Origin of the sequence: Kitasatospora sp. NPDC059747 (assembly GCF_042732955.1) — a bacterium.
GTDB lineage: Bacteria > Actinomycetota > Actinomycetes > Streptomycetales > Streptomycetaceae > Kitasatospora.
On record NZ_JBHWGV010000113.1, the window covers coordinates 7,922 to 29,236 of the forward strand.

General features: G+C 67.3%; 18 protein-coding genes. 6 read left to right on the forward strand and 12 right to left on the reverse strand.

The features are described from left to right. Positions 1-205 precede the first annotated feature (205 nt). Positions 206-1,819, forward strand: a complete 1,614-nt coding sequence (locus ACFV4G_RS34685) for a recombinase family protein (protein ID WP_380446162.1) — start codon at positions 206-208, stop codon at positions 1,817-1,819. Positions 1,820-1,888: 69 nt separating this feature from the next. Here the strand turns inward: ACFV4G_RS34685 and ACFV4G_RS34690 are convergent, their stop codons facing one another. The 6 genes from ACFV4G_RS34690 to ACFV4G_RS34715 all read right to left on the reverse strand — a co-directional run bounded on the left by ACFV4G_RS34690 (position 1,889) and on the right by ACFV4G_RS34715 (position 5,734). Further along, positions 1,889-2,044, reverse strand: coding sequence for a hypothetical protein (locus ACFV4G_RS34690; RefSeq protein WP_380446163.1), 156 nt, complete (start codon positions 2,042-2,044; stop codon positions 1,889-1,891). Then, positions 2,041-3,492 (reverse strand): replication initiator, encoded by a 1,452-nt coding sequence (locus ACFV4G_RS34695; RefSeq protein ID WP_380446164.1) that lies wholly within the window; start codon positions 3,490-3,492, stop codon positions 2,041-2,043. The genes ACFV4G_RS34690 and ACFV4G_RS34695 overlap by 4 nt, the downstream gene beginning before the upstream one ends. A gap of 160 nt (positions 3,493-3,652) precedes the next feature. Beyond that, positions 3,653-3,856 carry a hypothetical protein gene (locus ACFV4G_RS34700; RefSeq protein ID WP_380446165.1) on the reverse strand — a complete coding sequence of 68 codons (204 nt, stop codon included), beginning with the start codon at positions 3,854-3,856 and terminating at the stop codon, positions 3,653-3,655. Beyond that, entirely contained in the window at positions 3,856-5,163 is a 1,308-nt protein-coding gene (locus tag ACFV4G_RS34705; protein WP_380446166.1) for an FtsK/SpoIIIE domain-containing protein, read from the reverse strand. Before ACFV4G_RS34705 ends, ACFV4G_RS34700 begins: the two co-directional genes overlap by 1 nt. After that, a complete protein-coding gene (locus ACFV4G_RS34710) occupies positions 5,160-5,366 on the reverse strand; it encodes a hypothetical protein (RefSeq protein WP_380446167.1) in 207 nt (68 codons plus the stop codon). The genes ACFV4G_RS34705 and ACFV4G_RS34710 overlap by 4 nt, the downstream gene beginning before the upstream one ends. Beyond that, on the reverse strand, positions 5,366-5,734 hold the full coding sequence (locus tag ACFV4G_RS34715; RefSeq protein WP_380446168.1) for a hypothetical protein: 369 nt from the start codon (positions 5,732-5,734) through the stop codon (positions 5,366-5,368). The genes ACFV4G_RS34710 and ACFV4G_RS34715 overlap by 1 nt, the downstream gene beginning before the upstream one ends. 250 nt (positions 5,735-5,984) lie before the next feature. Between ACFV4G_RS34715 and ACFV4G_RS34720 the strand changes: the two genes are divergently transcribed. Continuing rightward, the gene (locus ACFV4G_RS34720) at positions 5,985-6,773 is read left to right on the forward strand and encodes a GntR family transcriptional regulator (RefSeq protein ID WP_380446169.1); all 789 of its coding nucleotides are present in this window, start codon (positions 5,985-5,987) and stop codon (positions 6,771-6,773) included. Between the two features lie 962 nt (positions 6,774-7,735). Here ACFV4G_RS34720 and ACFV4G_RS34725 read toward each other — a convergent pair. The 5 genes from ACFV4G_RS34725 to ACFV4G_RS34745 all read right to left on the reverse strand — a co-directional run bounded on the left by ACFV4G_RS34725 (position 7,736) and on the right by ACFV4G_RS34745 (position 9,891). Further along, positions 7,736-8,029, reverse strand: a complete 294-nt coding sequence (locus tag ACFV4G_RS34725) for a hypothetical protein (protein WP_380446170.1) — start codon at positions 8,027-8,029, stop codon at positions 7,736-7,738. 171 nt (positions 8,030-8,200) lie between these two features. Further along, complete coding sequence (locus ACFV4G_RS34730) at positions 8,201-8,494, reverse strand: hypothetical protein (protein WP_380446171.1); 294 nt, start codon at positions 8,492-8,494, stop codon at positions 8,201-8,203. Continuing rightward, positions 8,491-8,805 (reverse strand): hypothetical protein, encoded by a 315-nt coding sequence (locus tag ACFV4G_RS34735; protein ID WP_380446172.1) that lies wholly within the window; start codon positions 8,803-8,805, stop codon positions 8,491-8,493. The genes ACFV4G_RS34730 and ACFV4G_RS34735 overlap by 4 nt, the downstream gene beginning before the upstream one ends. After that, complete coding sequence (locus ACFV4G_RS34740) at positions 8,802-9,182, reverse strand: hypothetical protein (RefSeq protein WP_380446173.1); 381 nt, start codon at positions 9,180-9,182, stop codon at positions 8,802-8,804. Before ACFV4G_RS34740 ends, ACFV4G_RS34735 begins: the two co-directional genes overlap by 4 nt. Before the next feature lie 241 nt (positions 9,183-9,423). Then, positions 9,424-9,891, reverse strand: a complete 468-nt coding sequence (locus tag ACFV4G_RS34745) for an ATP-binding protein (protein ID WP_380446174.1) — start codon at positions 9,889-9,891, stop codon at positions 9,424-9,426. A 171-nt stretch (positions 9,892-10,062) separates the two neighbouring features. Here ACFV4G_RS34745 and ACFV4G_RS34750 point away from each other — a divergent pair, with 171 nt between their 5' ends. The 3 genes from ACFV4G_RS34750 to ACFV4G_RS34760 all read left to right on the forward strand — a co-directional run bounded on the left by ACFV4G_RS34750 (position 10,063) and on the right by ACFV4G_RS34760 (position 18,254). Then, a complete protein-coding gene (locus ACFV4G_RS34750) occupies positions 10,063-11,337 on the forward strand; it encodes a hypothetical protein (protein ID WP_380446175.1) in 1,275 nt (424 codons plus the stop codon). Positions 11,338-11,362: 25 nt separating this feature from the next. Further along, the gene (locus ACFV4G_RS34755) at positions 11,363-12,076 is read left to right on the forward strand and encodes a creatininase family protein (protein ID WP_380446176.1); all 714 of its coding nucleotides are present in this window, start codon (positions 11,363-11,365) and stop codon (positions 12,074-12,076) included. A gap of 610 nt (positions 12,077-12,686) precedes the next feature. Continuing rightward, on the forward strand, positions 12,687-18,254 hold the full coding sequence (locus ACFV4G_RS34760; RefSeq protein ID WP_380446177.1) for a DUF6531 domain-containing protein: 5,568 nt from the start codon (positions 12,687-12,689) through the stop codon (positions 18,252-18,254). A gap of 843 nt (positions 18,255-19,097) precedes the next feature. Here the strand turns inward: ACFV4G_RS34760 and ACFV4G_RS34765 are convergent. Continuing rightward, positions 19,098-21,041: a TIGR03960 family B12-binding radical SAM protein gene (locus ACFV4G_RS34765; RefSeq protein ID WP_380446178.1), complete on the reverse strand. Its 1,944-nt coding sequence runs from the start codon at positions 21,039-21,041 to the stop codon at positions 19,098-19,100. A 63-nt stretch (positions 21,042-21,104) separates the two neighbouring features. Between ACFV4G_RS34765 and ACFV4G_RS34770 the strand changes: the two genes are divergently transcribed. Then, a partial coding sequence (locus ACFV4G_RS34770; protein ID WP_380446179.1) for a hypothetical protein occupies positions 21,105-21,315 on the forward strand: 211 nt, incomplete at its 3' end.

The window sequence follows — 21,315 nt, forward strand, 5'->3', positions numbered from 1 at the left end:
GCCGCCCCGCCCCCCGCGTGAGTCCCCCCCCCCCCCCCCCCCGGGGGGGGGGGCGGCCGCGGGGGGGGTGGCGCGCGGTGCCGAGGGACTACTTGTTCACGACCGTCAGCGGCAGCATCTTCTTGCCGGTGGGACCGATCTGAATAGCGGTCTGCATCTGGGGCTATATGGGTACAGCCTTAAAACCATCGATGGGGGTTCCGACATGGCGAAACGCTCCCGTACAGCACGTGCCGAGCAGCAAAAGGCCTACACCGTCGAAGCCGAATGGACCGCCGCAGATCTGGCGCTGCTGGAGGAGCTGAAGAGAGCAGAGGCCGCCCTTCCGACGGAGGCGCCCCGGGCCCTGCTTTCGGTCCGGCTGTCCGTACTGACCGAGGACACCACCTCCCCCGTCCGCCAGGAGCTCGACCTCCGCCGCGAGGCCCTGAACCGTGGCTGCCGCGTGGTCGGCGTTGCCAGCGACCTCAACGTGTCGGCCACGAAGGTGCCGCCGTGGAAGCGGAAGCAGCTGGGTGACTGGCTGAACGACCGGGCGCCGGAGTTCGACGTCCTGCTGTTCTGGAAGCTCGACCGTTTCATCCGCCGGCTGTCCGATCTGAACACCATGATCGACTGGGCGCTGAAGTATGGGAAGAACCTGGTCTCCAAGCACGACTCGATCGACCTGACCACGGTCGTCGGCAAGATCATGGTCACCCTGATCGGCGGCATCGCGGAGATCGAGGCCACCAACACGAGCACGCGCGTCGCGAGCCTCTGGGACTACGCCAAAACCCAGTCCGCCTGGCTGGTCGGCAAGCCGGCCTTCGGCTACACCACTGCGGAGGACGAGAACGGCAACGTCGTCCTTCTTATAGAGGCCGACGCACACAAGGCCCTGCACTGGTGCCGGCGCCTGGCCCGTCGCGGCGTATCCGCCCGCCGGATGGTTAGGCTTCTGAAGCGCGCGGGTCTCGTCAGCGACGGCCTTACCCCGAGCACCCTCCTCCGCCAGCTTCGCAATCCCGCGCTCATGGGCTACCGGGTGGAGGAGGACAAGGCGAGCGGCGCCCGCCGGTCCAAGCTCGTCCTGGACAAGGACGGGAAGCCCATTCGGGTCGCGGAGGCGATCTTCGAGGACGACGAGTTCCACGAGCTCCAGGCCGACCTCGACAAGCGCAGCAAGAACCAGCCCCAGCGCCAGCCGCGCGGCGCCACGAAGTTCCTCGGAGTCCTCTTCTGTGTCGACTGCACGACGAACATGACGGTGCAGAAGAACCGCGTCAAGGACCGGAGCTACGACTACCTGCGGTGCCAGGGTTGCAAGAGCGGGGGCCTCGGCTCCCCCAACCCCGACGCGGTCAACGCCAAGCTCGTCAGCGACGTGCTGTCCGTTCTCGGCGACGAGCCCGTGCAGATTCGTGAGTACGCGCGGGGCGCCGAGGCCCGTGCGCAGGTGATGCAGTTGGAAGAGTCCGTCGCCTACTACATGAAGGAACTCGAACCCGGCGGCCGGTTCGCCAAGACCCGCTTCACGCGCGAGCAGGCCGAGGCGACCCTGGACAGGCTGATCGCCGAACTTGGGGAAATCGACCCCGAGACCACGGAAGACCGGTGGGTGAACGTCGCCAACGGCAAGACGTTCCGGGAGCGGTGGGAGGAGGGCGGCATCGAAGCCATGTCGGCCGACCTCCTGCGAGTGGGCGTCCGGTGCGAGGTCACCCGCACCAAGGTGAAGGGGCAACGCGCACCCGCAGTGAAGCTGAGGCTCATGATCCCCAAGGACTACCGGGACCGCCTGATCATCAAGGAAGACCACTTCGCGGGCAAGCTCTGACGCCGGTGGCCAGTCCAAGGGCGGCACGGCATGCGACGGGCCCCGCCAGCGAGTCGGGGCCTGTCGTCGTCAGTGCTTGGCCGGGTCGTACGGCTCCTCGTTGCCATCGTCGTCCACGATGACGATCTCGCTCTCGATGGCGTGCCCCCGCCCCGACGCCCCTGCCCGCTCAACAGATGTAACCAGATTGGCCGCCGCACCCGGCACGCCATGACCGACGGTCACAGCGCCTCCCTACTTGAATCGGAGCCTCTCGACTCTTCGCGGGCCATCTCCCGGTTGGTGGCGAGGTCTTCGGCGATTCCGGCGGCCATGAGTGCTTCGGCGGGGGTGTGGCCGGTTCCGGCGAAGCGCCAGGCGGTTTCGGTGGTGGTGTCGGTGTCCCAGTCGGCGTACAGGGTGGGGGCGCCGGCGAGGGTGCGGGCGTGTTCGGCGCGGTCGGCCCGGAGTTGGCCGTAGGTGGTGGAGTAGGCGTGGGTTTTGGTGAGGCAGTGGCCGCGGTAGCCGAGCATGTGGGCCCAGGTCCGCAGGCGCAGATGTTGGAGTTCGGGGAGTTCGCCCAGGCACCATGCAGTCGTGATGAGGGCACGGATGTGGGGTGTGACGTGGAGCGCTCGGATTTCGGCGAGGGATTCGATGCGGCGGTCGACGGCGCCGGCGGTTTCGGCGCTCTTGCTCGTGTACTTGGCGACGTAGGCGGCTACCGCGTCGTCGGTGAGGCGTCCGCCGCCGGTGAGGGGGTGGGCGTCGAGCTGGGTGCCGAAGCAAAGCCGTCCGTCGCCGTACGCCGGCGATTCGGGGCGTGGCAGGGCGACGGCGGCAGCCGCGGAGCGCACGGTCTCCATGAGGAGGTCCGCTGTTGCCCATGGCGGGGGCGGGGAGGTGGGTCCGGTGGGGCCGTCGAGGCGGATGACGGCGTGGAAGTGGACGGCGCCGCGCTTCTGGTACTCGGCGACCTTGGCGGTCGAGACCCGGATCAGCTTGCGAAGGGCCGTGCGGCCGTGGCCGGTGCGGGCGGCGACGTGGTGGTAGAGGTTGTCGCGGAAGGCCTTCCACAGCGCCGGGGCCATGGCGTTCCACAGGACGTGGCCCGGGTAGTCGTAGCAGTCGGCGCAGAGCGGCTGTCCGATCAGCGGGTCCGTGTCCGGGTGAGTCCGGCCGCAGCCGTGCCGGTGGCCGTGTTCGCAGCGTCGGCGCCGGGCCCGGTGGCAGTCGCCCGTGCGGTGGACCGGGCCGAAGGAGGGGGCGGTGAGGGTGACGAACAGCCGGGGGTGCGTGCGCACCGTGTCGGGGACGCCTTTGCCGCCGATGAGGCCGGAGCGGACCAGGTGGAAGGTGTCCCCGCTGTACTCGCGCGAGCAGGACGGGCACCGGGTGGCCCGGCGGTTGCGGCAGCGGACGGCGAGCCGGCCGCCGGGTTCGGTGGCGGTCGAGTAGTGCCGCAGGACATCACCGGTGCCGGCGTCGAGGATGGTGGTGTGGCCGGTGAGGTAGATCGGTTCGGCGCAGCCGCCGGTGGCGCGGATCTGCTCCAGCCAGCGGTTTAGGTCAGGCATCTCGCCGAGGCGGACCAAGTCCCGATCGATGGAGGGCAGTTGGCGCAGCCTGGCCTCCCGGTCGAGAAGGGCGCGGCGTGCGGTGGGGTCGGTGTAGGGGTTGGGGCCGGTGGTCATGGGGGGTGTCTCCAGGGCCAGGGTTCGCCGGGCCCCGGCCGGGCCAAGCTGTGTGTGCTGGCGCGGCCGGGGGTGGTGTGGGGGCGGGTGGAGGGGGTCCGGCGAACGCGGGTCGGTCCGCCGGCGTTGGCTGGGCTGGCTGGCACGGTGATCACTCGCTTCAGGTCGTGGTGGTGTGGGTGAGGCCTTGGACGATCCAGGTGACGGCGTAGACGATCGGGTCGGTCCAGCCGATGCGGTCGAGGTAGATGGCGAGGACGCCGACGAGGGCGACGTGCCAGGCCTTGATTTCGCCGGAGCGGACCAGGAGGAAGGTGGCCAGGGCCAGGAAGGCGATGAGGATGAGGGCGGCGCCGTTGCCCATCAGAGGTGGACCCCTTCGGTCGGCTCATCGGTCGTGTGGAGGCCGGGCCAGGTGGGGGCGAGGCGGGCGTACTTGCGCGCCGTGCGGCGGGCCTGGTCGGGGGTGACGTGGATGGATCGGGCGCGGAGCCACTGGCCGTCGGTATCGGCGGTGATGGCGACGCCCTGTTCGGCGAGCGTGATCCGCTGGGCTGCGGCGAGGGCGTCCTTGTTGAGGTCGCCGAGCGCCATCTCGGCTGTGCCCGCGTCGCTCACCCGGTGGCAGATCCGGCCGGCCAGCTGAGCCCGCAGCGCGGTGACGCCGGGCCCGAGGTCGGAGCCGACCCGCTGACCGGCGATCACCAGGTGGATACCGAGCGCGGCGCCGAGCTGGGAGAGCCGCAGGAGGTTGGTGGAGATCTCCCCGACCTCCGCCTTGTCCTCCCGCGTCGCCATCAGATACAGCTCCGCGACCTCGTCGACGATCAGGACGACGGGCAGCACCCGGGCCTTGGCGGGCAGATCCCAGATCGAACGAGCCCCGACCGAACGGCAGAACTGCATGCGCGCCTCGGTCTCGGCCACCAATTCCGCGAGCAGCCGGGCCGCTTCCGTGCGGGTCGAGGCCAGGGCCGACAGGCGGTCCTCGAACAGGGACAGTTCCATGCCGCCCTTGAGGTCGATGCCGAACAGGGCGACGCGTTGCGGGGCGAGTTCCTTCACCAGGGAGGCGATGAGGGTGGACTTGCCGGAGCGGGTGGCGCCGACGATCAGCCAGTGCGGCGCGCGCCGGAAGTCGATCACCCATGCGCGGCCGTCCTCCAGCAGCCCGACCACCGCCCGCAGCACCCGCTGTTTCAGCTGGTACGGCACGACCGGCGCACGGAGCGGGTCCCAGGCCAGCGCGGACAGGGTGACGAAGCCGCGCTCGTCGGAGAACAGCCGGACCGCGTGGACCCGCCAGGCGTGGGTCAGCGCCTCCACGGCGGACAGGAAGTGGTCCGGCACCTGCCCCGGGTGCATCTGCACCGCCACCTCCAGGCCACCGCGCCGCAGCTTCGGCGCACCCAGGCGGGGCGGGACCGGCTTGAGGGGATCGCCCCTCACCACCAGGTCCCCCAGCAGAGCCCGCCCGGGACGCTTGGCCACGGCGAGGCCGAGGTTGGTCGTCAGCCGCCGCCAGGTCAGCCGGACCCGGATCACGGTGACCGGGTAACCGAGCACGCACCACCAGATGTAGGGGTAGGAGCGCCGCAGCCCGGGACCGGTTGCGAGCAGGATGAGCACCGTGGCCAGCAGCGCCACCCAGAGGAGCTGGGCGAGGATCACGGCCGTCCCCCGTTCTCCATCGCGGTGTTGTGGGCTTCCGTCTCCAGGTCACGGGCCTGGCCGGCGGCCCTGACGGCGAGGGTCGCGATGTGGTCGAAGAGCTGGGCGCCGCTGCTGTCGGCGGCGAACGGGTTGACCTCCTCGGCCAGGTCCCCGAGCTCACCGAGCAGGCGCCGCAGCCGGGCGCGGGTGACGGTGCTCATCAGGCGTCACCACCCTTGCGCGAGGACGACGCCGGGGCGGATGCGGGGGCGGCGGTGGGGACGGGGGTGATGGCGTCGGCGCGGAAGGACAGGCCGTGCCGGTCCCCCATCGCCCACGAGAAGGCGGTCAGCCCGGTGACGTGCACCCGCACGCCCTCCACGACGCCGGCCGGTTCACCCGAGACGCTGATCTCGATGATCGAGGCCCGCCGGCCGTCCTGCCGCACCGCGACTCCGACCGTGTACACGGTCTGCCCCTCACGGTCCTTCCGCACCTCCCCGGTCTCGCGGTTCGCGATCCGCACCTCCGGGGCGACGATGCAGGTCATCGTGCCGAGCCGGGTTCCGTCCACAGGAATGGACTGCATGAGCGCACGCTCCAATGGAGCAAAGGCCGCTTAACGTCGGTCGTCAAACGTACTTACCTTTGCGCTTCGATGATGCTCCTCCTTGACGCCCCGACGCAAGCGATTCATGCTTACGTTTAACGCCTAGCGACTGACGACAGACCTACAGATGCCGCCCGACCAGGGCAAACGACGACACACGAACCCTCGAAGACACCACGACACACGCGAAGCGGGCCATCCCCGGCGCCCGCACCAAGGGGTCAACACCATGGCGATCATCCGGAACGAGCCGCTGCACAAGCAGGTAGCAGCGGCGATGCGACAGTCCATCGCCGCCGGCGAATGGCCCCCCGGAACCCAGATGCCGACGGAAACCGATCTCGCCGAGAAGTACGGCGTCTCCCGCCCGACCGTCCGACTCGCCGTCGCCGCCCTGCGCAGCGAAGGCCTGCTGGACGTGAAACAGGGCCGCGGCACCTTCGTCCGCACCGCCGTCAACGGCCCCTCCGGCGCCATGGAACGCACGGTCACCCACCGCGGCGGCACCTACGAGACGCCCGCCGACGCCTGGTTCGGCCACGGCGAGGAGCCGACCGTCTACCGCACCCGCACCGACGCCGTCACGGCCCCGCTGCTGGAGATGGAGCACGACGAGCTGCTGATCGGCGTCGACCGCCTGATCACCGACCCAGCCGGCGACGGCCGCGCCCTCCACCGCCTCATGCTCCCGATGGAACGCATCGAGGACACCCCCCTCACCCAGCAGCCGGACGCCACCCCCGCCCAGGCGTACGCGACGCTGGCCGCCGCCGGCCGCGAACTCGCCTGGCGCGAGAAGGTCAGCGCCCGCATCCCCCAGCCCGACGAACGCGAAGCCCTCCACCTCTCCGAGGCCGCCGTCCTCCTGGTCGCCCACCGCATCACCTACGACCAGGCCACGAACCTGCCCCTGCTCCTCGAAGAGACCACGGTCGGCGCCGAAACCACCGCGCTCACCTACGACATCGAAGCCACCAAGCCCAAGCGCGCACCCCGAACAGCCAAGGCAGCCCGATAACCGCAGCCCACACAGACCAGCCCCCACGTCCGACCCAGGACGCGGGGGCTGTCGCAACTTTCCTTCACTTACTCAAGCGGCGGCGCCGAGCGCCGCCGGGCGGGCCTGCCGCCTCGGCCGGGCTGCGGCCTGCCGGCCGGTCCCGGCCGGGCGCCTGGCCCGCCCACGAAGACACGGCCACCAACAACGAAGACGTGCGGGCCCGTTCGCTGCCGCGCGATGGCCGGGGACGGGCGGCTCCACGGTTTTACCCACCTCCCCGGTCCGGGACCCGAGCCGGGCAAGACCGGGGGGCCACTCGGCCAAACTGCGGTCAGGCCCAAAAGCCCTGACCGAGTCGCAACAGCTTACGGCCCCCCGATCATGCCCGACCCCAAACCAGGCAGGACACCGACCAAAACCGCTCCACCGCCCGCGTGCTAGCCTTCGCGACCTGCGGTGCGCAGGAATGCCCGAAGAGGGTGAGGGGTGTCGTGGCAAAACAGCCCAAATCGGCGTTTTCTGCAATTTGCTTTGCGATCTTGAAGCATCCATTCCATGCGCTTCACGTGGTTCTGCAAGGCGCGTTCCTAGGCTTCATTTTGCTGGTCGGCCTGTGGATCTTCATCGGGCTTCCGATCACTGCACATGTCTTGGGATGGGGGGAGGGAAGATACTCACCGCCCCTGGCGTATCCGTCAACTTCGCCCGCTCATGTGCCACCTGGAGGCCTTGTCGACTGGACCTATAAGGGGTCCTGGTGCGCAGACGAGCCACTCAGTAACCCCATTGGTCAACATACTGTCTGCCGGGACCCTGGGGCCGTAATGGCGGAGTACCGAGGCAGTGACGGCACTGTGCTCAACTGCAAAGATCCAAGCCGCCCTCCCATGAGTGCAGGGGAGCAGCGACGCCAGCTCGCCGCTACTCGGACGTTTCAGTGCGTCTGGCCATCAACGCGATAGGCACCACTACTGGCTCCTTCATGGCAGCTCGTCACGAACGCTGGCAGCTAGGCAGAGCAGCTCCCTGAGGCTCATCCACCCCTCTAGAACACCCTCCAGCCGGACCACCGGGCCGCCGTGGGCATTGGTGTCGGCGATGGCCCGCAGATGCGCGCGGCCTACACCGCACATGGCGAGCAACCCGTTCAGCTCGTCCGCTGTCCGCCGCGCGACTCTCCACCCGGCCGCGTAGTCCACTCCCGGCAGCCACACCCACGAGTCCGGGTCGAGGCCGGCCGCCAGCTCCGCACCGAAGTCGTCGTCCCCGTACAACAGTCTCTCAACTCCCCTGATCCACAACCGAACCGGCCAACCGTACGCACACATGCCGAGGAGCCCGATACCATCGGCACCGGGTTCCGACCCACCGGACCACCCCACATCCCGCCAAGGTCACGGGGTGGTCCGGCACGTCTTCAGTTGTCCCTGCTCACGCCAGAGGTCCTACCGCACACGCTCGTTTTCGTCGGGGTCGCGGCCGAAGATCCGGCGGAACAGCTCCGCCTCGTCCAGCCCAGCCAGCGGATCTTCAACTCCCATGCTGCCCTGCCAGATCCGCCGCATCAGCCGCGCCCGGGAGGTGTCGGGATACTGGAGCTCTGCGAACCACGCCCTCACGTCACGGTGGGCCGCACGCCGGCTCGGGGAGACGGCCCGCACCGGCCAGGAGAACTGACCGCGCAGCGACCACCACCACACCACCCGGCCCCACCAGGTCCGGGGATCCGGGCGGATCACGGCCGCACCTCCGGGTCGGCCGGGTAGAGCTTGACCACGTACGGGGTGATCCCGACGAACGCGAGCGCCCGTACCTGCCCGTACATCGCGAGCCGGTGGCCGACCGAGGGCACCGCGTCCGGCCCGAACAGGTCGTCGAAGTACCTCCACTGGTCCGCGTCCAGCGGCAGCGCCCGCAGCGAGCCGAGCAGCGCCGTCAGCGCGTCCGACAGCCGGGAGAACCGCGCCGTCTCCGTGACCCCGCGGACCTCCACCGCCACCGGGAACGGGTACGGCGCACTCAACTGGGCAGTGCGTCCGGTTCCGGTCATGACCTCCCCTTCCTCCGCGCACGGCGCTTGAACGCCAGCCCAGTCAGCTTCCGCTCCATCACTTCCAGCTCCACCCGCACCCGCACCGAGGGCTGACGCATCCGCCGCACCTCGCCGATGAACGCCGCCTTACCGCCCCTGAGCGGCGCGTCCGTGTCCAGAGCCCACCTCAGGTAGTCGCTGATCGGTTCGATCGCCTCATCAAGCGTCGCCGGCTGGTCGACGGGGAACGCGCACTCCACCGCCTCCAGCAGCTTGACCAAGGACTCGACGTGCAGCAGCGCGCCCCGGGCGGTGTACAGCAGCTCCGCGTGCCCCATCTCCTCCAGCGGCACCCCCGCCCGGATCGCCTCCAGGGCCCAGTACGCCTCGTCCACCCGCCACCGCCCCAGGCTGAACGCCAGATGCGGAAACCGGTCAGCCGGGCGGGGCCGGACCCCGGCGCCAGGCTCCGCGGGAAGGCCCGTCACGCCGCCCCCTCCCCCGCACGGCGCGGGTGCCACCTGTGCACCCCCACCGCCTGACCGTTCACGACGATGAACCGCGCCAGCGCCTTCCGCAGCCCCGCACCGCAGTAGAAGCACCGCGTCCCCGCCACCCCGGACGCCCTCCCCAACCTCATCGCCCACCACCGCCTTCCGGGCCCACCAGAGCCCAAACGAACTTCCCGACACCTTCCGGCCGGGGCTGGCAGCCCCACTCCACGGACAAGGCCTCCACCAGGCACAGCCCCCGGCCGGACACGTGGTCGGCGCAGGTGGACCGGCGGATCACCGGCCGCTCGCTGCTCGCGTCGTGCACCTCCATCCGAAGGTGGTCACAGACCAACTCGAACCGGACGGCGATCCGCCGCCCCTTGGGCACGCGGGCGTGAATCACGGCGTTGGTCACCAGCTCGGACAGCACAAGCAGACCGCCCGGCAGGAGCGCAGACGCTCCGGGAACGCCGATCAGAAAGTCCCGCAGCAACAAGCGAGCCCTGTGAACCGACAGCCGATGGCGCGGAAGCGTCGCCTCGAACGCGGATACCCCAACGGCCAGCTGACCGGCCCCACTACCGACTTGGGGTTCATTCGAACTGATCACGCGCACCACCTTCCCGGCGCCCAATGGGAGGCCCGAACCTGGACGTTCCGGCCCTTGACACCAGGCTGCCGAGAGGGAATGCGGACTTCGTACCCAAGCTGATTACCCAATGTGGGTAAACTCACAGGCAATCAACTTCCGTGCGGCGGCTGCCGATCAACATCGGGGGCAGTGGTGACCGAGGCGCGTGTACCGGACCGGCTCCCAGCGGTCCTGCTGTCCAACCCGGAGATGATCGCCGCATGCCGAAGACGCGATTTCGCCGCCGTGTTCCGGCTGCTCAAACTGGCCGGGGTCTACCCGTCACTCATCGCCCGCGCCTGTGACATGACGCCGAGCCGGGTCGGCGAGATCATCGCGGGCAAGCGCAAGATCGAGAAGATCGACCTTGTGGAGCGCATCGCGGACGGACTGCACATCCCGGGCCGCATGCTCGGGCTTGCCTCTCGGACGTGGGAGCAGGAAGCGGCGCCGGCCCAGCCTCGGTGTCATGCTCCGGCGCCGGCCGCCAGCAGCCAGGGCCTCAGTGCACCTATCGACCCGGAGTTCTTCGTCAGCCACCTGCGCACGGTCATGCCTGGCCACTACAAGGCCGCCAACCTGCTGGGCTCCCGTCATGCGCTCGACGCGGTGACCCGACACGTCGATTTGCTCGACCGCCTCCAGCAGAGCACCGGCGGCAGTACCCGAGACGAACTCCTGGCCATCGGCGCCCGAACCGCCGAGTTCCTGGGCTGGCTGAACCAGGACTTGGGGGACTTCAGTGGGGCCCTCTTCTGGTCGGACCGCGCGATGGAATGGGCCCAGGAGAGCGGCGACGATGTTATGGCTGCTTACGTGCTCTTCCGGAAGAGCAACCAGGCCACCGCCCAGCGCAACGCCCAGAAGGCCGTCAGTCTCGCCCGAGCCGCCCAGCGATCGGCCGGGGCCACGCACCGCATCCGGGCTCTGGCCGCGCAGCAGGAGGCCCAGGGCCACGCCCTAATGGGCAACCCGCGCTTCGCCCAGGCCAAGTTCGACGAGGCCCACGAACTCGCCGCCGCACCGGACGACTCCCACGCGGATGACGCGCTCGATCTGGCGTACTGCACACCGACCTACATCGAGATGCAGCGCGCGAACTGCCTGATCGACTTCGGCGACCCACGCACCGCAGTGGGCATGTTCGAGTCCGAGCTCCGCTCCCTTCCGCCGATCTACCGAAACGACCAAGGCGTGTACCTCTCCCGGCTGGCACGCGCCTACGCCGTGTCCGGCGAGCCGGAACAGGCCGCCGCCGCAGCCGGCCGGGCCCTGTCGATCGCCATCGACACCGAGTCCGCCCGGACGATGTCCGAGCTGTCCGCAGCGGGCAAGGCCCTTCAGCGCTGGCACGCCGTACCCGAAGTAGCCATGTTCACCGGCCGCTTGACCCTGATGAGCACGGCTGACCCTCTCGACCGCTGACGACCTGATGAGAGAGGCTGGGCCCATGGACGCACTGATCACGGCCGCCACCTCCGCAGACGAACGCCGGCGCGGCGCCAAGGTCGCCGTGCTGCCAGTCGGCAGCTTCGAGCAGCACGGCGGCCACTTGCCGCTCACCACGGACACCGTCGTCGCCAGCCTGATCGCCCAACGGATCGCCGCCGACTACGACCTGTTCCTCTTGCCACCCATCACGCTGTCCTGTTCCCACGAGCACGCCCACATGCCGGGCACGGTCAGCATCAGCGCCGCCACGCTCTACGCCGTGATCAACGACACATGGAAGTCCCTCCAGGCCTCCGGAGTCCCCGGCCTCTTGATCGTGAACGGCCACGGCGGCAACTACGTCCTCTCGAACGTCGTCCAGGAGGCGAACACCGACGGCCCACGCGTCGCCCTCTTCCCCGTCCGCGAGGACTGGCACCAGGCGCGTGAAGCCGCCGCCCTGGAGAGCTCAGGCGCTGAGGACATGCACGGCGGCGAACTGGAGGTGTCCCTGCTCCTCCATGGCGCTCCCCACCTCGTCCGCGACGGCGTCGAGGGCGACGACCACGATGCCCCGGAGCGCCCCCACCTCCTCACCCTGGGCATGGCCGGCTACACCGAGAACGGCATCATCGGCCGCCCCTCGCTCGGGACGGCCGAGAAGGGACGGGCCCTCTTGGACAGCCTGGCCAAGTCTGCCGCCGAGCACCTATCGCTCATCCGGGGTAGCTAGCAGCTGCTAACACCACCCGAAGGCGGGAGAGTCCGCCCAAGGGGATTGGCAAGTTCAGGCGGCCTTAACGACCTCCGACACATGGACATCGGTGATCCTCTCATCACCTTGGACTCCCGGGAATTCGGCAACCCTTCCGGTCAAGTTCGAACGTTAACCATCCAACCCTCGCCACCCATCGCTGCCACAAGGAGCACTCAGGACAAGGGCCATAGCGATACATTCAGACATCCACCCGCACTATCGGGCCGTCCATGAATGAGATCAAGCCAAAGATCGCCCACCGACCCGCTGACAGGTCCACTCAATAGCACGATCTTCCTCGGCGCCAGCCATCGCACCTTAGCTCTAACATGGAAGGATCGTGTCCCAAGTGAGAAAAGTTCCCCACAAATCAGTGCTGGGGCTACTGTTATTGGCTCTGGCATCACTAACTCTGACGCCACCTGCATGGGCAGACTCGCCGAAGACCCCGGGTATTGGCTCGACAACTCACAGTGCAGCCGCCCCCAAGGCCGACGCTCCACCAGTTCCGTGGTCGATCGACCAGAAGCAGCATCAAGCCGCAACGCTCAAAGCAGATGCACCGGCAGGCCCACCGCCAGCACCAGTGGCTCAGCGAATCGCAGGCCCCGGCACCGCCGGCTTCAGCACTCCCACAGAAGCAGAGCTGCGGGCCCTAACCTCCGGCAAGTCTCAACCAGCACTGACGCCGAACGTGCGCGACTCACAGAGCACAGCAGCGGACTGGCCTGGTGGCCACCCATACATCGCCAACATCAGGACATTTGTTGACAACATCCAAAGCGGCAACACGGGCCTATCGTGGTGTGCGACCTGGGACTTCAACCCGGAAACCCCGGCCTCTCTGAGGGCGAACAGCCGCGGGAACGTCCTGGTCTCATTCTACCGAGCGTCCGACAACACTCTGCTGGATGCCAATCAATGGATGGTGTACGAGTCCACTGGTTGGTGCTCCTTCAACGCGCAGATCCAGCGCGGCGTGAACTACTACGCAACCGTCAGGTACGGCTACTCGGACGGAAGCTCGGATCTACTGACCACGACCCCGACGCCGCCTGTGCCGATCGTCGGAGTCCCGGACAACGTGTCTCTGGCCTGCCCCGGTTCGCCTTCCAGCACCGGAATCGTGTTGAGCCTGGTCAAGTACTGCGGCGACCCGGTAAATACGTCGACGGGTGCATTCGGCGAGGCCATCACGGACGCGCAGTTGCCGGGCCCGGGGCAGCCGTTCCAGCTGACACGCAGCTACTCGTCTAAGTCGGCTACCTCTGGTGTCCTCGGGAAGGGATGGGTCTTCCCGTACTCGGCCTCGCTGAACATCGGCCAAGCTGTGGTCACCTTCCAAGCCGAGGACGGGTCGCAGGTCGACTACGCTGTCCAGACTGACGGTTCGCTCAAGGCCACTCGCCCTTACGTCCGTTCCACGCTGCAGAAGATAGCCCTCGGCTACGTGCTCACCACTCCAGATCAGCACCAGCTGATCTTCGATGCGGGCGGCCGACTGACCGCCACGCTCGACGCCGCCGGCATCGGCCTCACGCTGGCATACACCGGCGGCCAGCTGACCGGGATCACTGACGCCGCTGGGCGTTCCGTCGGACTGGGCTACACCGGATCGCTGCTGACCACCGTAGTTGTGCCGGGGCAGCGGACGGTGACGTACCAGTACACCGGCAACGTCCTGACCAGTGTTCGTGATCTGCGCGGCCAGATCACCACTTACGGTTACGACACCAACGGGTTGCTCAGCACTGTCACTGATCCACTTGGCCACGTCGTGACATCCAATACCTACGACGGGTCCGGCCGGGTAGTCAGCCAGACCGATCCGCTCGGCGGGAAGACGACGTTCAGCTATGACAGCGCCAATTCCACAACGTATGTCACCCACCCGGACGGCGGAATTTGGACCCTCGCGTACATCGGCGGTGTTATCAGCTGGCAGTCCGACCCCTACGGCAAGACAACCCGCTACACGTACGACAGCTCCTTCAACCGCACCTCGGTGACCGACCCGAATGGCAACACCTTCACGTTCACATATGACGCCACCGGCAACGTGCTTACCAGCACGGCCCCGGCGCCGGTGTCAGTCACCCAATCGTGGACCTACGACCGCAACAACAACGTCACTTCGCTAAAGGACGGCCTTGGTCGCACCACCACCTATGCCTACAACTCGCTAAACCAGCTGACCGACACCACTGACCCAGCCGGCGGGAAAACCAACTACACCTACACTCCGCTCGGCGCCCTCGCCACCATCACCACTCCAGGCGGCGCCGTCACCACGTACGGGTACGACAACGGAGGAAACCGCACATCGGTCGCCACTCCAGTCGGAGAGAAAACAACATTCGCCTACGATGCGGCCGCTCGGGTCACCCGCAAGACCGACCCTCGCGGAAACATGGGCGGGAACGCCGACCTCTTTACGACGACGTACGCCTACGATGCAGGAAATCTGCTGACGTCAGTTACCGACTCTCTGGGCGGAACGACTAGTTACGGCTACGACAACGCGGGAAACCTGACCAGCTCAAAGGATCCACTGGGAAACACCGTCACGTACAGCTACGACGCTGCGGGTCATCGCACGACGGTCAAGGATCCCGGGGGCAACACCACCACCAGTGTCTACGACCTGGCAGGAAACCTGACTGCCGTTACCGACGCGGCCGGCGGCAAAACCACCTTCGCTTACGACAAGAACAACCGGCGTGTCACCACCGTCACCGCTCGGGGCAACGCGCCCGGCGCCAACGCTTCTGTCTTTACGTGGACGTACGGCTATGACGCCAACGGCAACCAGACCACTGTGACGGGTCCGACGGGGGCAGTCACCGCGATCGCCTTCGACGTCATCAACCGTCCCACCAAGACTACGGATGCGCTCGGTAACAACGCGTCGACCACGTACGACCCTGCCGGTCAGGTCTCGGATACCACAGACGCCACGGGTGCCAAGTCCACGTTCGGCTACGACCGCGCAGGCCGACTGACCAGCGCTACCGATGCACTAGGCAAGACCACCAGCAGCGGCTACGACACCGACGGAAACCTAGTCAGCCGCACCAGCCCCGAGGGCAACAAAACTACCTGGACCTACGACAAAGACCAGCGGCTGGTCACCGTCACCGACCCCCGTGGCAACGTTCCGGGTGCTACTCCTGCCACCTACACCGCTACCTACACGTATGACCCGGCCGGAAACCCCGCTGCCGTCACGGATCCGCTCGGCAATACCACCAGCACCTTCTACGACCCGCTCAACCGCCTGGTCCAGGTCAGTGACCCGCTCAAGCGGAGGACCACAACCAACTACGACGCCGCTGGCCGTGTGACGAGCGTGATCGCGCCCACAGGTGCGATCACCACCAACACGTGGAACGCAGTGGGCGAGCGGACCAAGCGGATCGACCCCAACGGCCACACCACCACCTACACGTACGACGCCCTCCACCGACTCACCAGCGTGACGGACCCTCTGGGGCGCAAGACAAGCACCGGGTACGACGAGGAGGACCACGCCACGACGTTCACCAACGCTCGTGGTGTCACCAGTACAACAATCTACGATCAGCGCGGATTGCCCACGGTAACGTCGTATGCCGACTTCACCACCCCCTGGGTTTCACGCTCATATGACCAGGCCGGTCGCGTGTACTCCATCAGCGACGGCGCGGGTGCACGAAACCTCAGCTACGACGCCGCCGGACGCCTGACCAGAGTGTCCAAGCCCAATGAAAACGCCGGATTCGTCTACAGCTACGACACTGCTGGCCACCTGACCAACCGCCAATACCCTGACGGGCGAAAGATCACCTACGCCTATGACGGGGATGGCCGCAGGACACAGCAGGCCGTCGACGGCGCCGTCACCGGTTACAACTACGACGCTGCTGGCCACCTGACCAACTCCACGCTGCCTGGGACCAACGGCTACACCGAAGCCCGAACCTACGACGCCGCGGGCAGGCTCAACGGCGTTGCCAGCGCCAACAGCACTGCCACACTGGCATCTTGGCAACTCACTCGCGATGCTGCAGGTCAGCCCACCACCATCAACACCACTCGTGCAGGGCTGGGTAGCGGTACCCAGACCTACACCTACGACGACGCCGGCCAACTCCTCTCCGGCTGCCCGCTGTCCGCAAGCGAGGTCGGCTGTGCCAGCGGCACGCTGACCTACACCTACGACATCGTCGGCAACCGCCGTACTCAGACCGACCAGTACGGCACCACGACGTACACGTACGACGACGCCGACCAGCTCACCCAATCCGCCAACGGTACGACGACCACGACATACGGCTACGACGCAGACGGCAACAACATCAGCGTCGTCAACTCGACCACGAGTCAGACGCTCAGCAGCGGGGCCGTCATCAAATCCGGTGCCAGCCTCGCTTCCAACAGCGTGCGACTGGTCATGCAGACCGACGGCAACCTCGTCCTCTACTCCGTCGCCACCAGCCAGCCGCTCTGGTCCTCCGGCACGACCGGTAACCCTGGCGCCTGGGCGACGATGCAGGCCGATGGGAACTTCGTCGTCTACGACACGAATCGCAAGTCCCTCTGGACTAGCAACACTAGCGCGGCCGGCGCTTTTGCCAAGATCCAGGACGACGGAAACCTCGTCGTCTACGACCGAACCGGCAAGTCACTCTGGAGCACAAACACTAATAACGCCGCTTACTACAACAGCGTTTATACGTACGATGCTGCCGGGCGCCTCAGCACAGCCGCCAACGACGTCGTCGTCCCAACCAGCCCCAGCAAGAGCAATTTCGCCCGCGCTGTTGGCACAAACGCTCTGACCTTCACCTATGACGCAGATGGCAATCGCGTCGCCACGAAGGGAAACAACCCTGCCGTTGAGCGCACCGTAACCTGGGACATCAACAACCCTATTCCCCAGATTGCCAGTCAGACCGATGGGGCAGGTGCTCTCATCGGCGACTACACCTATAACCCCCTCGGCCAGCCCCAAAGTCAGCACTCGAACGCTGGAGCCTTCTACGACCACCACGACTGGCTCGGGTCTATCACGGACCTGACCAGTAACAACGGCACTCCGCAAAGCCGCACCACATACGACCCCTACGGCAGGGCCTCAATCACCAACCTGGTCGGCGGTGCACCTGTCGCGCCGTTCGGATTCACTGGCCAGTACAACGACCCCAGCGTCGCCGGCAAGCAGTACCTTCGCGCCCGCGAGTACGACCCTTCGCTCGGCCGATTCACCGCCCGCGACCCGCTGTCCACTCCCGCAGCGTCCCCGCAGACCTCCGCCTACACGTACGCGGCCGACGCACCGACCGTCTACACCGACCCGACCGGCATGTCGCCCGAGGACGACAACCCCGACAACATGGGCGCCGCCGACGCTATCACCAGTGGTCTCAGCATTGGAGGCAAAGCCCCCTTCAAGTTCGTCGGCGACATCTTCAACGCTATCACCGGCCGCAATGGCGGCGCTGGCGCCTTCATCGACAAGTACTTCCCCGTCCGCCCTGCCTATGCGATGTACGTCGCTGCGGCAAAGCTCCGCGAATTCGGCTGCGATAACGTCGCCAACTACGTCGAGAAGAACGCGGACGAGCTAGCCAAACAGGTCGCCGTCGCCGGACTCGGCGGTCTGACCAGGTGGCTGGGCAAGGTCCCTCCCGGTAGCTTTGGGACCCTCCACGAACCCGGCCCCGTCACGCGCTTGCTATACGGCGCCCGCCAGGGCGAGGGGCTGCCCGGCCGCATTGGGGTCGAACTCCCGGGGAGGCCGTCAGTGCAGGAGCTCGAAAACCTGACAGTTAAACACGGCGTCGAGTTTGCCGTAATCTATAAGCTCGGCCCTGGCCCCAAGGGTGCTGGCGGGACCTACTACCTCTACTCTGGAATTCACAACAAGGTGCAGATTCCAGTCAGGGCCGACAATATTCTCGTCTACCATACCCATCCGGAAGGCGCGAAGAGTCCCAGCGACGGCGATCGAAACACGCTGCAGAGTTTCATCGATGTCGGATCCCCGATGCGTTCATCGAAGATCATTCCAGTAGGAGGAGGCGGAAAGGTTTATCAATTTGACACAGAAGGAATTGTGATGAACCCAGGCGGAAGGACATGGGATGTCGTCGGCACACCATGGAGCGAGTGATCCAGAAGATTATTCCTACCTCTGGGATGGATCGGAGCCCGGTTGGATCCTCTGCCGGAGCAAGATCGTTGACATTCCAACAATCTTCAACCGGATCACCCGCATGCTCCTCCTCGTGGAGGACAATGATGAATGGCGCGCCATCACAGCGGCAATGCTGAGCAATGGCGTTCCACTACTAGACGGAATCCCACCCGAGGAGTAACTGAACGGTCAGGTCGAGTTGCGATGCCAATTCGACCTGACCATGGACGCTTTCTGGAGCCTCATCAAGCAAGCCATCACTGCCGGACCGTGCGTCACCCGCCCTCCACCGAAGGGGTGACGCGACGCTCGCTGAACCGCCGCGCTGGAGAACTCACGCGCCAAGGGCAGCGACAGCAGTGCTCAGCATGCTCCCTCTCCTCCTCGCCCTGAGCCCGGCCAGTCCCCCGGAGCGGAATCATCGGCCAGTGATCGCCCGGGGTGAACAAGCCATCGTGGCGAGTCCTTCCAAGTCGGCTGCCGCACCCGTCACTCGTAGGGGGTAGACAACAGCGGTCGGCCACCACCCGAACGTGGGCAAAATCCACCAAACGCAAGAGCCCTCCCCGACAGAATCGGGGAGGGCTCTACGCGTCGCTTGAAGGCCTCAGACCCACTCGATCGAGGACTCGATGCCCGGGGCGCTCCGGGCGGCGGGCAGAGGGGTCCTCTGGCCGCCTTGCCGGGCCTCCCTGGGGTGGGCGGGGCCGCCCGGGGCGCGCGTCATGCCAAGCGCGCCCAGGACAAGCTCCCGCTCACCCTCCGGAAGGCTGTGAAGTAAGTCACACAGCTCGCTCACCGTGTCACCCATGCTTCGGGCTATTTCTGCTGCTCAGCGGCGTTGACGACCGTCAGCGGCAGCATCTTCTTGCCCGTCGGGCCGATTTGTATAGCCGTCTGCATCTGGGGACACACGCCGCAGTCGAAGCACGGCGTCCAGCGGCAGTCGTCGACCTCGACCTCCTCCAGGGCGTCCTGCCAGTCCTCCCACAGCCAGTCCTTGTCGAGGCCGCTGTCCAGGTGGTCCCAGGGCAGCACCTCCTCGTAGGTGCGCTCGCGGGTGGTGTACCAGTCGACGTCGACGCCGGTGCCGGCCAGGGCCTTGTCGGCGCAGGCCATCCAGCGGTCGTACGAGAAGTGCTCGCGCCAGCCGTCGAAGCGGCCGCCGTCCTCGTAGACGGCGCGGATGATCCCGCCGACCCGGCGGTCGCCGCGCGAGAGCAGGCCCTCGACGATGCCCGGCTTGCCGTCGTGGTAGCGGTAGCCGATGTTCTTGCCGTACTTGCGGTCGCCGCGGATCGAGTCGCGCAGCTTGGCCAGGCGGGCGTCGGTGGCCTCGGCGGACAGCTGCGGGGCCCACTGGAACGGGGTGTGCGGCTTGGGCACGAACCCGCCGATGGAGACGGTGCAGCGGATGTCGTTCTGACCGGTGACCTCGCGGCCCTTCTGGATGACGTTCTTCGCCATCTCGCCGATCTGGAGCACGTCCTCGTCGGTCTCGGTCGGCAGGCCGCACATGAAGTACAGCTTCACCTGGCGCCAGCCGTTGCCGTACGCGGTGGCGACGGTGCGGATCAGGTCCTCCTCCGACACCATCTTGTTGATCACCTTGCGCATGCGCTCGCTGCCGCCCTCGGGGGCGAAGGTGAGGCCCGAGCGGCGCCCGTTGCGGGACAGCTCGTTGGCGAGGTCGATGTTGAAGGCGTCGACGCGGGTGGACGGCAGCGACAGGCCGATCTTGTCCTCGGTGTAGCGGTCGGCCAGGCCCTTGGCGATGTCGCCGATCTCGGTGTGGTCGGCGCTGGACAGCGACAGCAGGCCGACCTCCTCGAAGCCGGTCGCCTTGAGCCCGCGCTCGACCATCTCGCCGATGCCGGTGATGCTTCGCTCCCGCACGGGGCGCGTGATCATGCCGGCCTGGCAGAAGCGGCAGCCGCGGGTGCAGCCGCGGAAGATCTCGACGGACATCCGCTCGTGCACGGTCTCGGCGAGCGGGACGAGCGGCTGCTTCGGGTAGGGCCACTCGTCGAGGTCCATGACGGTGTGCTTGGACACCCGCCACGGCACGCCCGGGGCGTTCGGCACGACGCGGCCGATCCGGCCGTCGGCCAGGTACTCGACGTCGTAGAACTTGGGGACGTACACCCCGCCGGTGCGCGCGAGGCGCAGCAGCAGCTCGTCGCGCCCGCCCGGACGGCCCTCGGCCTTCCAGGCCCGGATGATGTCGGTGATGTCGAGCACGGCCTGCTCACCGTCGCCGACCACCGCGCAGTCCAGGAAGTCCGCGATCGGCTCGGGGTTGAACGCCGCGTGACCGCCGGCCAGGACGATCGGGTCGTCGTCGGTGCGGTCCTTGGCCTCCAGCGGGATGCCGGCCAGGTCGAGCGCGGTCAGCATGTTGGTGTAGCCGAGCTCGGTGGAGAACGACAGGCCGAAAACGTCGAAGGCCTTCACCGGCCGGTGGGCGTCCACCGTGAACTGCGGCACGTCGTGCTCGCGCATGAGCGCCTCAAGGTCCGGCCAGACGCTGTAGGTGCGCTCGGCCAGCACGCCCTCGCGCTCGTTGAGCACCTCGTAGAGGATCATGACACCCTGGTTGGGCAGGCCGACCTCGTAGGCGTCGGGGTACATCAGCGCCCAGCGGACGTCGCAGGCGTCCCAGTCCTTGACGGTCGAGTTGAGCTCGCCGCCGACGTACTGGATCGGCTTCTGGACGTGCGGGAGGAGGGCCTCCAGGCGTGGGAAGACCGATTCGACAGTCATGTACTAGGAACCCTTACGACGTGATTCGGGGCCGCGCGCACCGGCAGGCGACGGCTGGGAGGGGTGACCCTCAAGGGTAGCCCAATCCGGGGAACGACCCGGCGGGCCCGATCGGCGGCCACCGCCCGCCGGACGCCCGCGGCGCCGCCCGCCCCCGCCCCCGCCGCCGCCCCCGCCGCCCCGGCCGCCGCCGACTACCCGGCCAAGGCCCGCGCCACCGAGCTGTCGGCCACCGACCTCAGCAACACCGACAGCGTCCAGTACGACCTCGACA